This window comes from Shewanella maritima (assembly GCF_043643735.1).
Lineage (GTDB): Bacteria > Pseudomonadota > Gammaproteobacteria > Enterobacterales > Shewanellaceae > Shewanella > Shewanella maritima_A.
Genome location: NZ_JBHZSM010000010.1, coordinates 15,411 through 28,765, shown reverse-complemented (window position 1 = coordinate 28,765; position 13,355 = coordinate 15,411). Strand labels below are relative to the sequence as shown.

Annotated in this window: 14 protein-coding genes; 5 read left to right on the top strand and 9 right to left on the bottom strand. The window is 42.0% G+C overall.

Features of this window, described 5'->3' with window-relative positions; genetic code table 11:
* Nucleotides 1-59: 59 nt before the first annotated feature.
* Nucleotides 60-1,208 carry an acetyltransferase domain-containing protein gene (locus tag ACHUGF_RS11835; RefSeq protein ID WP_394131425.1) on the top strand — a complete coding sequence of 383 codons (1,149 nt, stop codon included), beginning with the start codon at nt 60-62 and terminating at the stop codon, nt 1,206-1,208.
* A gap of 273 nt (nt 1,209-1,481) precedes the next feature.
* Nucleotides 1,482-2,354 (top strand): multidrug transporter, encoded by an 873-nt coding sequence (locus ACHUGF_RS11830; RefSeq protein WP_394131423.1) that lies wholly within the window; start codon nt 1,482-1,484, stop codon nt 2,352-2,354.
* Between the two features lie 82 nt (nt 2,355-2,436).
* Here the strand turns inward: ACHUGF_RS11830 and ACHUGF_RS11825 are convergent, their stop codons facing one another.
* The 3 genes from ACHUGF_RS11825 to ACHUGF_RS11815 form a co-directional block, all read right to left on the bottom strand.
* Nucleotides 2,437-3,114, bottom strand: coding sequence for a phosphatase PAP2 family protein (locus tag ACHUGF_RS11825; protein WP_394131422.1), 678 nt, complete (start codon nt 3,112-3,114; stop codon nt 2,437-2,439).
* A gap of 79 nt (nt 3,115-3,193) precedes the next feature.
* On the bottom strand, nt 3,194-4,231 hold the full coding sequence (locus tag ACHUGF_RS11820; RefSeq protein WP_394131421.1) for a 2-dehydropantoate 2-reductase: 1,038 nt from the start codon (nt 4,229-4,231) through the stop codon (nt 3,194-3,196).
* 79 nt (nt 4,232-4,310) lie between these two features.
* Nucleotides 4,311-4,679 (bottom strand): VanZ family protein, encoded by a 369-nt coding sequence (locus tag ACHUGF_RS11815; protein ID WP_394131419.1) that lies wholly within the window; start codon nt 4,677-4,679, stop codon nt 4,311-4,313.
* Between the two features lie 460 nt (nt 4,680-5,139).
* Here ACHUGF_RS11815 and ACHUGF_RS11810 point away from each other — a divergent pair, with 460 nt between their 5' ends.
* Entirely contained in the window at nt 5,140-5,625 is a 486-nt protein-coding gene (locus ACHUGF_RS11810) for a YajQ family cyclic di-GMP-binding protein (RefSeq protein ID WP_394131418.1), read from the top strand.
* Between the two features lie 131 nt (nt 5,626-5,756).
* On the opposite strand, the gene ACHUGF_RS11805 is transcribed toward ACHUGF_RS11810, so the two are convergent.
* From ACHUGF_RS11805 to ACHUGF_RS11785, 5 genes are all read right to left on the bottom strand, one after another.
* Entirely contained in the window at nt 5,757-5,990 is a 234-nt protein-coding gene (locus ACHUGF_RS11805) for a hypothetical protein (RefSeq protein WP_394131416.1), read from the bottom strand.
* A 194-nt stretch (nt 5,991-6,184) separates the two neighbouring features.
* Nucleotides 6,185-7,597, bottom strand: a complete 1,413-nt coding sequence (locus ACHUGF_RS11800; protein ID WP_394131414.1) for an AmpG family muropeptide MFS transporter — start codon at nt 7,595-7,597, stop codon at nt 6,185-6,187.
* 80 nt (nt 7,598-7,677) lie between these two features.
* Nucleotides 7,678-8,010, bottom strand: a complete 333-nt coding sequence (locus ACHUGF_RS11795) for a hypothetical protein (RefSeq protein WP_394131581.1) — start codon at nt 8,008-8,010, stop codon at nt 7,678-7,680.
* A 392-nt stretch (nt 8,011-8,402) separates the two neighbouring features.
* The gene (locus ACHUGF_RS11790) at nt 8,403-8,936 is read right to left on the bottom strand and encodes a peptidylprolyl isomerase (protein WP_394131579.1); all 534 of its coding nucleotides are present in this window, start codon (nt 8,934-8,936) and stop codon (nt 8,403-8,405) included.
* An 80-nt stretch (nt 8,937-9,016) separates the two neighbouring features.
* Entirely contained in the window at nt 9,017-9,589 is a 573-nt protein-coding gene (locus ACHUGF_RS11785) for a YajG family lipoprotein (protein WP_394131412.1), read from the bottom strand.
* A 203-nt stretch (nt 9,590-9,792) separates the two neighbouring features.
* Between ACHUGF_RS11785 and ACHUGF_RS11780 the strand changes: the two genes are divergently transcribed.
* Together ACHUGF_RS11780 and ACHUGF_RS11775 are read left to right on the top strand one after the other, a co-directional pair.
* Entirely contained in the window at nt 9,793-10,827 is a 1,035-nt protein-coding gene (locus ACHUGF_RS11780) for a DUF2804 domain-containing protein (protein ID WP_394131410.1), read from the top strand.
* 36 nt (nt 10,828-10,863) lie between these two features.
* Nucleotides 10,864-11,760, top strand: coding sequence for a sterol desaturase family protein (locus tag ACHUGF_RS11775; protein ID WP_394131409.1), 897 nt, complete (start codon nt 10,864-10,866; stop codon nt 11,758-11,760).
* 49 nt (nt 11,761-11,809) lie between these two features.
* On the opposite strand, the gene ACHUGF_RS11770 is transcribed toward ACHUGF_RS11775, so the two are convergent.
* Nucleotides 11,810-13,081 carry an MFS transporter gene (locus ACHUGF_RS11770; RefSeq protein ID WP_394131407.1) on the bottom strand — a complete coding sequence of 424 codons (1,272 nt, stop codon included), beginning with the start codon at nt 13,079-13,081 and terminating at the stop codon, nt 11,810-11,812.
* Nucleotides 13,082-13,355 lie beyond the last annotated feature (274 nt).

Here is a 13,355-nt window from a genome sequence, read left to right as displayed (position 1 = left end):
GTACCGACAAAACGGCTTGAGGTGATTGCCTCAGGCTGTTTCTATTTTAAGAGATAACCATGAATAACCTGCAACATCTCAAAAACCGTGTTCCCTCCATCGATATACTTCGAGGCATGGTTATCCTACTCATGTTGATTGATCACGTTAGAGAGCGCGTCTTCTTGCATCATCAAGTGGGCGATCCAATGAATATTGATGAAACTGGATCGGCATTATTTTTTACCCGCGTACTGGCACATTTTTGTGCGCCTGTGTTTATATTTTTAACGGGTGTCAGTGCTTGGTTGTATGCAAATCCTAGCAACAAACCACCAAGAGATGTGCAGGGCTTCTTATTGAAGCGAGGCCTATTTATTATTTTCCTTGAAGTGACCTTGGTAAATTTTTCATGGTTTGGCAGCTATGATGCTTTGTATTTGCAAGTGATGTGGGCGATTGGGTTATGCATGATCTCGCTAGCCGTTCTGTCGGCATTACCGCATAAGTTAATCGGCGTGATTGGAGTCAGCATCATCTTTGGTCACAATGCCTTAGATTTTGTGCATTTTGCACCTGGAGAGTGGGGTTACTCTTTGTGGACAATATTACATGACAGGGGCAATTTATTTGTCAGCGAACACTTTTTCATAAGAGTGTCGTACCCGACTTTACCTTGGATCGGTGTAATTTGTTTGGGTTATTTTATTGCGCCATTGTTTTGTGCAAAGGTTGAAGCGAATCGCAGAATAAATACACTATTGATACTTGGTGCATTCAGCTTGGTTGCATTGGTGGTCATTCGCATGATCAATGTTTATGGTGAGCCTGTACCTTGGAACACATTTGATCATTGGCTATTAACACTTCAATCATTTATTAACTTTACTAAGTACCCTCCTTCATTGAACTTTCTGCTGCTAACACTTGGTGTGGCGTTTGTTGTGCTGGCCATGTTAGAGAAGTTCAACTCAACTAAACTACACTTTTTACGTCATTTTGGCTCCGCACCGATGTTTTTCTATTTGCTGCATTTGTATGTGTTGTTGGTACTTTATTGGGTGTTGGTCAGCATATACGGCACAAATAAAGGTATTTATTTTGGCGTAGACAGTGTGTGGCAGGTATGGGCAATCTCGGTTTCGCTTGGCTTTGTACTATATTTCCCGACCAAAAGGTTTTCCAATTTTAAGAAAACAACCCAATTAAAGTGGGTTAAATACCTGTAGCTGTGCCCAGATTGTTAAACTAGCAATTTAAAGCCTCATACTATCCTCTGAGGCTTTTTTATTGGTGATGTGAGATTGTTCAATCAATGCTGTCTAACCTGTCAAAATTGCATAAAGCTAGCTACTGAAAAGTGAAAACTACTCAGCTTAAAACCCTGAGTTAACGAGGTAAAATATGGTAACGTCTAATGCTAGGCTGTGTTATTGAACGAGGTATTATTGTGAGGGTTCATTACATTTACCCTACGAGATAATGGGGGGAGTTTAACGATTATGTGGATAGCTTTTACCTTTCTTGCGGCATTTATGCAGGCTTGGCGAAATGCCTTCCAGTCTAAACTCAGCCGAGATGTCAATGTTGCAGGGGTCACCTTAGCCCGGTTTATTGTGGCAGGGCCAATTGCAGCGTGTTATTTAGGTGTGCTTTATCAACTCAATACTGTTCCTCCCATAGCGTTTAATCAGTCCTTTTACCTGTATGTGATACAAGCCTCAGTGATGCAGATTATTGCAACGGCATTGATGGTGAAGTTATTTACACTAAAAAATTATGCCATTGGAGCCGGGCTAGCAAAAAGTGAGGCAATAGTTGCGGCTGTTCTAGGCCTGTTGTTTTTCGGCACCTTATTATCGCCACTTGCATGGGTAGGTGTGATTATTGGTGCGTTGGCGGTATTAGTGCTTAGTGGTGTCAATAGCAATCAAGGTGTCTCTTTGGCCACAGTATTACTTGGTTTAGCCTGCGGTAGTGCCTTTGCACTTACTTCGTTAAGTGTCAGGGAGGCCAGTTTACAGCTTGATGGCCCTTTTGTGGTGCGAGCTGCATGGGTATTGTTGAGTGTTATCAGTGTGCAGACAACCTTGTTAGTGAGTTACCTTTTGCTCAAAGATAGACAAACATTGGTCAAGCTTTGGCAGTTTAGGCGGTTAACACTGGCGATTAGCGTGAGTAGTTGTATAGGCTCTATTGGCTGGTTCAGTGCCATGGCGTTAGAGTCAGTACCATTGGTGAAAACCCTTGGGCAAATTGAAGTATTCTTTATGCTGTTAATTGGCAAATATTGGCTTAAACAAGGTAACAGTAAAGATGATGTGCTTGGTTTAGTGCTGATCGCCATAGCCGCTATTTTGGTGATGTGGGGCTAACTTGTCGCGTAGAATTTATGCCACGGTAGTGGCTAAGATGCTAAAAAGAGCACTAATAAAAGGTGTTTCTAATAGAATGCTATCACTTCACAAAGTACTGATTAATCAAATGGTGGCTGCATTGAGCCACCAGTAAACCTAAGGTTGCACCCGCCATTACATCCCCAAGGTAGTGATAGTTTTGCCCTAATTGTCCAACCAATACTGTTAACATACAAGCAAGCCATAACAGTCGATATTGCGGGATACAGCGCCAGAATATGCTGGCTAGGGCAAAGGTGAACAATGCATGCCCTGATGGAAAAGAATGAAAGCTAAGTGAGCTGCTAAATGGATGGAACTCCATCACTGAGTGAGCTATCCATGAAGGGTTATCATTGGTCCAGGTTTCAGGCCATGTTCTGCCAAAAATAAACTTTGCGCTGACTCTCACAAATGTTGCCAGTACTATGGTCATCACTAATAGCTTGGCAAGAAATTGCAGTGACTGGTGCTGCTGATTTAGACGCGTACTCAGTCGTGGCCAAAAGTGCATCAGTAACGGTAAAACAATCAACATTGCCGCAATAGATTCCAGCAATATGGGAGCTTGTGAAAGTAATTTAAGCAGCCAATTAGGCTGAACATGTTGGTGCAACCAAGTGGCAAGTTTGGTATCTAGCCAAAAAATACTGCCACAAACACAGAGCAGAGCTATCCCATAGCAAACTAACACGTTGCGATTAAACGGGATGACTTTAGGTGTGTGTATGTGTGGCATGATTCTCCTGTGGATTGATGCGTATTGCGAGCATCAGCACGATATCTTAGCCGAGGCGCAATATCTCAGTCTCATTTAGTTAAAGCTGCTGTAATTGGGTAATTTTATTAATGCGATTCGCAAGTTTTTGGTTGTGTCGCACCTCTAGTTGATGAGCTTGAGCACGGTTGACCACATAGCCATTAATCTGTGCAATTTCAGTTGGACGTTGGAAATGCACATCTTGACGCATTGAGGAGTAATTCTCCGCCGTGGCATGGATTACTTGCATCACGGTCGCTTGCATGTGATCGGCTGGTAATATTATCCCGTCTGCCTTTGCGACAAGAATACATTCATCAATGATGGCGTTAATTTGTTGTTGATAGTGCGGTAGGGCAAGCTGGCCGTTTCGGCACTGCTCAATTGCAGTTAATGGATTAATGGCACAATTAATCAGTAACTTATGCCATAGTGCCTCGATAATGTTTTGCTGAACGCTTAACTGTGGAATGGCATGAGTTAATAACAACAATAAGTCTTGCGGGCAGTGACTACCAGCCATGTGGCCTATGACCGTTTTCCCTGTGCCTGTGTGCTGAATATGTTGCTCAGAAACCTTCAACGCAGCTTGTGATGTGGTACCTAAAGATAATCCGAGATTAGCACTTAGATTGTCAGATATTAGCTGTTGTACTTCCAAATGCGGCCCCATGCCGTTATGCAGCAACAGGATGTGACAGTGCTTGGGCAGTTTATCAAGCAGTGATGTCACTGCAGCCGTTACCTGATAAGCCTTAACGCATACAATCAATAAACGGATATGCGCTAGCTGACTTGCTTCAAGAGAACGAGTTTCTACAACATTTGCTCTAGCGGTTACGCTAGCGGTACTTTGCCTTTGTGCATCTTGCCTTTGTGCATTTTGAAATGTCATGTGTGGCGTTATCTGCAAAGTTATTGGCAAGCTTTGGTTAGTTGGTAATTGGCGAGTGATTAATAGTGGTGACTGAGCGCCGCAAGCTGCAGTGAGTTGATGCCAAATAAGTTGCCCAATTGCGCCTGCACCTAAAATCGCTACGTTTGATGCATCAAACTGAGTCGCTACAGTGTCATTTGGGCTAGGTAATTCAGGCATGATAAATATTACTCTACTGTCGGTTACAGGAGCATGCTAACCATAAGTATTAACCAGGCTTGCCAGCTCAATATTGAGCTTAGTTGTTAATTTTGGCTGGGCTGCGCATGAGTTTAAATCGATTATAAATTAATAGGCATACGTAGAAAAAAGCAATGCCCAAGACGTCTGCAATCACATCAGCGACTGTCGCGCTACGGTAGGGTAGCTGTGATTGAATGACTTCAATCATAATCGCGTAAAAAGTGAGTATAGAGGCCAGATAATACCATCTAGGTTTAAACGCATAGTAGGCTAAATAAGATAGCCCGAAAAACATACCAAAGTGACCCAGTTTATCCATATGGGTAAAGTTGATGGGGTAGTTTGGCTTTGAGAAAACCAGATAGCTGACAATGAACACGGCAATGATTAACGCGAGTTTAAAGGTGTTTCGATAATTAATCACAGGCGTTAGGTCTATTGTGAGTCAAAAAGTTGTGGTCATCATAGAAAAACTCAGACCTAAAGTCACTCATATTCATATAAACTTAGCTTTGTTCATCATTTTGATGATAATTGGGTTTACACTAACGCCTTAAACAATGACAAATTATTAGGGGCTGTTGATCTTTTAAGATTGTTTTTGCAGCAACTTGTTGGAATTTATACAAGGCAACGACTTTGATGTGTGGTTATTCCACTTGATAAGTCGTTAACGCATTAGAAATGACAACAAGTACTACCTGTAAGGTTCGTTTAAAAGCACCTACGCTCTTTGCAAAGAGTCCAGTTTGTTGTGAGCGCTGTGGTTAAAAACCACAGATTTAGGTGACTAGACGTCATCGCTCACGCCGCGATTAAAGTGTTTTTAATTAGAACAAATTCTAATCAGCAAAGATCAACAGACCCAAAGGAGGGTGACAACAATGCCATCAATGGACATAGTGTCTGAAGTCGACGCTGTTGAGCTAAGTAATGCCGTGGCTAACACACGAAGAGAAGTTGATAACCGTTACGATTTTCGAGGTAAAAACGTTGAAATTGATTTTAAAGACAAGCAAGTTACCTTGTCAGCTGACGACGATTTTTATTGCCAGCAAATGGTCGATGTTTTACGCATGAACTTGAGTAAGCGTAATGTTGATCCTGGTGTGATGAAAGTGGACGAAAAAGCCACGCATACAGGTAAAACCTTTTCGTTAAAAGTGGTATTTCAAGAAGGTATTGATACTGAAATTGCTAAAAAATTGGTAAAAATCATTAAAGCTAGCAAATTGAAAGTACAGTCGGCCATTCAGGGCGATTCAGTGAGGGTCACGGGTAAAAAACGTGATGACTTACAAGCTGTGATGCGACTCGCAAAAGAAGCCGAGTTAGGTCTGCCGTTCCAATTTAATAACTTCAGAGACTAAGCATATTGAGGATGGTATTCCTCGTTAAGTGCAATCGTTAAACGCTAGTGATAAGTGTTGATGATAAGTGCTATTGATAAATATGAATTGAGCAGCCTTAAAACAACCTAAGGGCTGCTCAACAATTATGATTAATCTTTTAGTCGGTTAATGTCTTCACTGACTTCATAACCCTTATCGGTCACTATTCTCTCAAGCACGACCAGCCTGTGCTTGAGACTTTCAACCTCGTCAATAAGCTTCATTTTATCACTGCCATCTATCTTAGCTTCTAACTGCTTCATTCGAAGACGGTACTTGAAAAAGTCCGCACCAAAAATGGCGAAGAACACGATAGCGACGATGAGCACCTGACTGATATCCATAATATTCCTTTATATTCCCTGTATTGATTTATCACTTAATAAGCAAAATGTTGACCAAGATTGAAAATCATTTATTGTCAGTACCTTAAGCGAAGCGTTATCACTGTTGGCATCATTTTAGTAAGTATATTTATCACTAAATGACGTTTTTCGCCATATTACTTGCTGCGGTTATGACCGCCTTTGTTTTTTGATCAATCTGTTTTTGTCGTTTGCTCCACCACCGCGTTATCAGCAACTTTTGCTTGAGCCGTTTTAGCTTGAGAGCGCTCGACTAAGCTCACTAGTAATAATACTGGGAAGCCAATTAAGCTTGCTGCGATAAAGAAATTCACATAACCAAAACTATCAACATATACCCCTGAAAAGCCTGCAATGAACTTAGGGAATAACAGCATAATGGAAGATAGCAGTGCATATTGGGTAGCACTGTAGCCGCTACTTGTTAGGCTAGATAAGTAAGCAATAAAGGCGGCTGTGGCGATACCTGCGCTGAAGTTATCGACTGAAATAGCAAAGGTGAGAAATGGCACGTTGTAGCCAATATATGCTTGCCAAGCAAACAATAAGTTCGTCACAGCAACAAGTAGCGCACCTAAATATAAAATGCGCATGGTGCCATAACGGGAAATTAAGATACCGCCTGCGCCAGCCCCGACCAACGTCATGATTAAGCCATAAACCTTACTTAAAAAGGCAATTTCTTCCTTGCTGAACCCCATATCTACATAAAACACATTAGCCATGATCCCCATGACAATATCTGAGATGCGATAGCATGAAATGAGCAACAAGATTAAAATGGCGCTTTTACCGTAGCGTTTAAAGAAGTCGAGAAATGGCACCACACTGGCGCTATAAAGCCATGCAAAAGCGGCCGCGACTTTGGTAGGGTACTTTTGTTCAAATTTTTTCTTTAACTCTATTTCGGCATCATCAGCCTTGCGTGTATCAACTTCTGGCTCTTTACAGCACAAGGTTGTGATAATACCCACCGACATCATTAACGCCATGACAAAGTAAGCAGTTTGCCAAGACTCTAGACTGTAGCCCTCATTGCCGGGCGCGATCCACGCGGCAATACTTAACGCACCAGCTGTCGCCATGATCATCGCGCCGCGATAGCCTACTTGATAGGCTGCTGCGAGTGCAGCTTGCATTTTCTCAGGCGCGGACTCAATTCTAAAGGCATCAATCACAATATCTTGCGTTGCAGATGCAAAAGCGAGCAGTAGCGCACATAAGGCTAATCGCTCTAAGTTTTCTAATGGGTCGCTAAATGACATGCCGAGTATTGCGCCCACCAAACATAACTGAGCAAACAGCATCCAACTGCGTCGCCGTCCCAAAAAGCGGGTTAATATGGGCAATGACATTCGGTCAACTAAGGGGGACCATGCCCACTTAAAAGCATAGGTGAGAGCGATCCAGCTGAAGTAGCCGATAGCGGCTCTATCAACACCCGCTTCTCGCAACCAAAAGCTTAGTGTGGAAAACACTAACATCAATGGTAAGCCGGCTGAAAAGCCTAAAAGGAGTAAAGCCAGTACACGCCTGTTGTAATAGATTGAGAATGCGTCAATAAAGCGGGAGAGGTAGGTATGCATACACAGGCAAGTTAGTTAGCGATAGCTCTAGCTTAAGTGCCTATGTATGTGGGTTCAAGCAAATAGAATAAATAATTATTTTATGGCCTTATGCCAATGCAGCTAGTGGGGATTTTTCCTCCAATATTAATAAAGTCACAGCAATCATGAACTTGTTGGCGCAAGTATTGGTTACCGCGAATTGCCCACTCAGGCCACTTATCGAAGCAGTACAATAAATGCCAAAATACTTGTTCAGTTTCGGACAATGAAGGAGGGTTAGGTGAATCAATGACGGTTAACTCCTGCCACTCTTCTAATACATCCCACATGTACGTTTTTATTTCAGTGTATTCGAGTTGATTGTTGAGAAAAGCTTTGCCATAAAAAGCAAGCTGTGGGGCTTTCTCTTCAATGAAGTCATCTGCTGTCATCATCATTATTTTCCTATGCGCTTAATCCTAAAGGTAAAAGTCCTGCAAGGAGTTTTTCTGCTCTAAAGTATAGTTGTGATTGGCCGATATCGCGGGTTTTGTAAGCAAAAATGTCAAAAAAAGTAGAAAGTCTGTGTGGTGGTTGATATTTGAATTTTTATACTGTAGAGGATTTGGTTAAGCTATCTTTGGTAGAATATTTCACTACTTGTTGGTGTCAGCTTTCTAAAAATGCCGTCGGCGAAAGGTAATGAGTTTTATGAATTATGGGGGTAATTAAAATAAAGCGAGTTTGAAAAATGGAGCAGGGGAAGTGTTTCATATTGAATCAATCACCGAACAAAGCAAAGTATTTCAGCTGCTAGATTCGGTGATTGAATTACTCGCGCTAATTATCTCGCCAGTAAGGTGGCTTTTTCTAAGATAATGTTAGTGACGGGGACATCTGGCCAATCTAGTGTCTTATTCTGTTCTGTCTCAACCAGTGACATGGCTTCAAGTACTTCCATGCCTTCAACGACTTCACCAAATACCGCATAACCCCAACGACGTCTAGACGGGTCAAGTCGGCTGTTGTCGGCCACATTAAAGTAGAACTGCCTTGTGGCTGAGTGAGGATCATTATCTCGCGCCATGGCGATTGTGCCCAACGAATTAGATAAGCCATTGCCAGCTTCATTAACGATTGGGTCAAGTGACGGTGCTTCTTCTAGCTTAGGGTTGAGTCCGCCGCCTTGCACTACAAACTCAGGAATAATACGGTGGAAGATGGTGTTGTCATAATCGCCTTTTACCACATATGTTAGGAAGTTATCGACCGTGATAGGTGCGCGGGTTCTATCTAGCTCAACCACAATTTTACCCATGCTGGTATCAAGTTGCACTTTGGGGTACAAGGTGTCTGGTTGAATATCGACCTTAGCCATGGCTGTAAATGAAGTTAACGCCAGCGTCAATGACAATAATAATGTAGTAAGGCGATTAAGCATGTCTCAAATATCCTTATTTAGTGATTATTTTGAATAAACTGATGAAGCTCTGCATCATTGAGAATTTCAGTCGTAAGCTTATCTAGTAGGCTATTTATGTCTAATTCTAATGTTGCGAAGTCAGAGCTAAACGGACCAGTTAATGTGCTGCGGCCATTAAAAATTTTGGTAAATTCCAGCGTGTTCGATTTGGCAATGACATTAAACGTCACCTGAGTTTTCGCTTCATAACCAAAAGTCGTTTCAGTGACATCGGTTAATAAGGTATCCAACTGAAATTGTACAGACTGGCTTGCATTCGCCGAGGTACTGTAGCCCGCGACGATTAAACCTTGGCGAAATACCTCGTCTAATTGCTGTCTCACTGGTTCGCTCGGGCTGATCAGCTTTGCTGCAGCACCATTACTTTGATGAATACGAACGATAAAGTTGGCTTTGCGAATATCAATTGTTTCAATTCGAAGTGGCGTCAGCATTGAAGGTTGTTGATTGATTACCCCAAGTGTAGGGTTAAGAGCAACATGGCTAGGTTGAGAAGTCGCGCATGCAGTTAGTAGCGTACAAAGCATTAGAATAGCGTAGTGTTTCATGTAGATATTATTGGTTTAAGCTAGATCGACGATAGCCAAAGCATAACAGATTTCACCCCGCCTAACAGCCCTTCAATGCCTACGATGAAATGCAAGTTAAGGGGACATTTGACATTGTGGTCGAACCACTGCAAGTTAATTATAGGCAAAGCAGAGTCATACTTTAGTTATACCAGCTAAACAGTGTGATTTAGGGTAATAACATGGCAAACAGCACACAAATTAGCACTCAAATAGCGCCTGAGCAATTGATCAATACAGCAGGAAAACCTGAGTTTGGTCACTTTGATGGTGTCATTAAATCCCTCGGCGTAGCTGATTTTAACTATTTTAATGTCATGGATAAGCCTGCTTCCTCCTTAAAGAAACATTTTGACTTTAAACAGTTTCAATTTGTCAGCATACGCAGCGGACGCTATTTAATTGGTGTCGCTATTGCTGATATCAGATATTTAGGTAGCGGCTTTTTCTATGTGTTTGATATTTCTGCCAACCATTTAGTTGAGCAAACTTGGCTTAAACCACCCCAATTAGGTTATCAAATGAGTGAGTCGCCTTATCAAGGGCTAGCTTATATTGGTGGCGGTAAAAAGCGCGTCAGTATCAATATCATTGATGCTCAATGGCATATTGATATTCAAACCAAAACTGTTGTAGCAAAACTTCGTCTATGTCCCCCAAGCCTCAGTTTACCTATGAGCTTATGCACACCGACCGCATATAACGGTTGGACCTACACGCAAAAGCACAATGGTTTGAGCGTGCAGGGAGAATTAGAGGTTAATCATGAACCGCAACCATTACTGCATGCATTAGCCAGTTATGACTTTTCTGCAGGGTTTATGCGCCGTCAAACCAGTTGGCGTTGGGCAAGTTTTAATGCTCAAAGTGAGCATGGTGTTCTAGGGTTAAATTTAGCTGCAGGGGTGAATGAAACCGGCGCCAATGAAAATGTGTTTTGGGTTAATGGCGAACGCCACTTGTTGCCTGCAGTGCAATTTGATTTTGAACGTGAAAATGCCATGGCCAATTGGCATGTAAACAGCGCAAATGGTCAGGTCTCCCTTAATTTTAAACCCGTCAATTTACGCCAAGAAAAGCTAAATTTGTATGTGCTTAAAAGCAATTTTCGCCAGTATATGGGTTACTTTGATGGGCATATTATTGATAATCACGGCCAGAAACATCTGGTGCAGCAGCAACTTGGGTTAACTGAAGACCATTATGCAAAGTGGTAATACGGTTTACCTATGTTTAGCTTAAGGAATATGTAAATGGCATTTTCTCAATTGATGCAGCATCCTGAAGTATTGCTGTTATTACTGGCGCCAGTATTTTTTATCTGTATTTTTGCAGAGTGGTGGTTTGGAGTCAGAAGCAACAAATTACCTAACAGTGCACAATACAGAATCCCCGAAGTATTATGCAATCTAGCATTGGCAGCTATGCACCAGTTGAGTGATATTGTCGCTGGGTTATTTATTGCCTCTGTTTATCTGGCATTTTTTGATTGGCGATTATTAGATATTGAGATGTCGCCATTGTGGTTTGTTGCATTATTGGTTTTGCAGGACTTTTTCTATTACTGGTTTCATCGTGCTAGTCACAGAATTAGGTGGATGTGGGCTGCTCATGTGGTACACCATAGTTCAGAGAATATGAATTTCACTACCGCTTTCAGGCAAAGTTTAATGTATCCCATTGCCGGGATGTGGCTGTTTTGGCTACCACTGGTTGTCATAGGTTTCGATCCACAATGGGTGGTCTTTGCCGTATTGCTGAATCTTGGATTACAGTTCTTTGTGCATACTCAAGCCATTAAACGTTTGGGGCCAATTGAGTGGGTGTTTAACACACCTTCTCATCACCGTGTGCATCATGGTCAAAACCCACAATATATTGATAAAAACTATGCTGGCATATTAATCATATGGGACAAGCTATTTGGCACGTTTGAACCAGAAGTTGACACTGTACGTTATGGTATTACTAAGCCAGTTAACAGCTTTAACCCATTGACGGTAACCTTTGCCGAATGGCGTGATATGTGGCGGGATTTTCAAAATAAAGAGCTGACGCGGAAGCAGAAGATAATACAACTGTTTTCACCGCCAGCGACTCATCAATCTGAGCACGTTAAGCGCACTTCGAAGTCGTCACTAGATGGTTAAAATAACCGTGCTTATGTTTTAACAACATTAGCACGGTTATATCTTAGCTTCAGGTTTTGGCTTTAACAGGGGTGATTTTGCCGCTCATTAAAATAGATATCACACATAAAGGAACAAGAATCGCACCCAAGATAAACAGGGCTGAATAGTCACCGCCTTGGGTAAGTTGTGGCACTAGCTGAATGGTAATGATCACACTCAATACCGCAGAAGTACCACTTATGCCAGCTAGTGTGCCGACTGTTTTACCTGAGAAGTAATCGCTGGGTAAGGTTTGAATGTTGCCAATGGCAGTTTGAAAACCAAATAGAATCAAGGCAATCAATCCCATCGCCATCATAGGCGTGCTGGCTTGTGTAGTGAATAACAATGCAGGCAACATAATGGTACAACCTAAGAAGATGGCCGCTTTACGTGCACGATCAATATTATTGTGTCGCGCAATTAAATGGCCACTTAGCCAACCACCAAATATTGCCCCCATTGCTGCACCAACATAAGGTACCCATGCAAATGCACCTATTTGTTTTACATCAAAGCCAAACTTTTCATTCAGGTAAAGTGGTAACCAAGCGACAAATAACCACCAGATTGGGTCAATAAAAAAGCGCGCTGCAATCACACCCCATGCCTGTTTATGCTGCAATAGCTGTTTTACGTTTGGTACATATTCATCTTGTTCATCATCGTTCGCTTTGACGAGTTGACCAGACAATATGTGCTCTCTTTCTTCTTCGGTGATCCAAGGGTGGGTATCAGGCGCAGACTTGTACACTATCAACCAAGGAATAATCCATAAAAAACCCAGTACAGCAATAATGATGAAGGTAGCTTGCCAGCCTAAAAATGCATATAACATTGCAATAAGAGGCGGGGCAATAATGGAGCCTATGGATGCACCAGAGTTAAAAATACCTTGTGCAAGTGCACGCTCTTTTGCGGGAAACCATTCAGCATTCGCTTTCGTTGCCCCAGGCCAATTACCAGCCTCACCAATACCTAAGATAGCTCTAAAAATGGCAAAACTGGTTACGGTAGTTGCTACGGCATGCATTGCGATGGATATGGACCAAACCACAATCGACAACACAAAGCCAAATCGAGTGCCGATAGCATCGAATATGCGGCCAAATAACGACTGGCCAATGGCATAAGCAATCATAAACACACTGATAATGTTGGCATAATCACTTTTGTCTAAACCTAGATCTTTTGAAATGCTGGGCCACATAATGGCCAGCGCTGAACGATCGATATAGTTAATAACGGTGGCAATGGCGACTAGACTGACAATGAACCAACGTAGATGTTTTACTTTCATAGTGACTCTCAAAATGGCTAAGGTATAACGCGTATAGCGTACCTATGATTGCTTCGATGTTAGCGAGCTAAGTGAAATTTGGCGTTCTTCTATTTCTGATTTAAGCGTCATGTTTCATTAACAAATACGCTGCAGACTTCTTGTTATTCACGTAACTCTTTTCTTGATTGTGCTGAGTTTTTTGTGCTCAAGCTATGCAACAATGTGTCGTCTATATATTCTAAAATTGGCATGACACTTCAAAGAAACTAACCAAGAGGTGTTACAAAGTCAA

Bases quoted from the DNA above. Each gene is read 5' to 3' on its own strand.
- ACHUGF_RS11810 (WP_394131418.1), top strand. From the start codon at position 5,140: ATGCCATCAATGGACATAGTGTCTGAAGTCGACGCTGTTGAGCTAAGT.
- ACHUGF_RS11795 (WP_394131581.1), bottom strand. From the start codon at position 8,010: ATGACAGCAGATGACTTCATTGAAGAGAAAGCCCCACAGCTTGCTTTT.
- ACHUGF_RS11830 (WP_394131423.1), top strand. From the start codon at position 1,482: ATGTGGATAGCTTTTACCTTTCTTGCGGCATTTATGCAGGCTTGGCGA.
- ACHUGF_RS11775 (WP_394131409.1), top strand. From the start codon at position 10,864: ATGGCATTTTCTCAATTGATGCAGCATCCTGAAGTATTGCTGTTATTA.
- ACHUGF_RS11835 (WP_394131425.1), top strand. From the start codon at position 60: ATGAATAACCTGCAACATCTCAAAAACCGTGTTCCCTCCATCGATATA.
- ACHUGF_RS11770 (WP_394131407.1), bottom strand. From the start codon at position 13,081: ATGAAAGTAAAACATCTACGTTGGTTCATTGTCAGTCTAGTCGCCATT.
- ACHUGF_RS11800 (WP_394131414.1), bottom strand. From the start codon at position 7,597: ATGCATACCTACCTCTCCCGCTTTATTGACGCATTCTCAATCTATTAC.
- ACHUGF_RS11825 (WP_394131422.1), bottom strand. From the start codon at position 3,114: ATGCCACACATACACACACCTAAAGTCATCCCGTTTAATCGCAACGTG.
- ACHUGF_RS11785 (WP_394131412.1), bottom strand. From the start codon at position 9,589: ATGAAACACTACGCTATTCTAATGCTTTGTACGCTACTAACTGCATGC.
- ACHUGF_RS11820 (WP_394131421.1), bottom strand. From the start codon at position 4,231: ATGCCTGAATTACCTAGCCCAAATGACACTGTAGCGACTCAGTTTGAT.
- ACHUGF_RS11805 (WP_394131416.1), bottom strand. From the start codon at position 5,990: ATGGATATCAGTCAGGTGCTCATCGTCGCTATCGTGTTCTTCGCCATT.
- ACHUGF_RS11780 (WP_394131410.1), top strand. From the start codon at position 9,793: ATGGCAAACAGCACACAAATTAGCACTCAAATAGCGCCTGAGCAATTG.
- ACHUGF_RS11790 (WP_394131579.1), bottom strand. From the start codon at position 8,936: ATGGCTAAGGTCGATATTCAACCAGACACCTTGTACCCCAAAGTGCAA.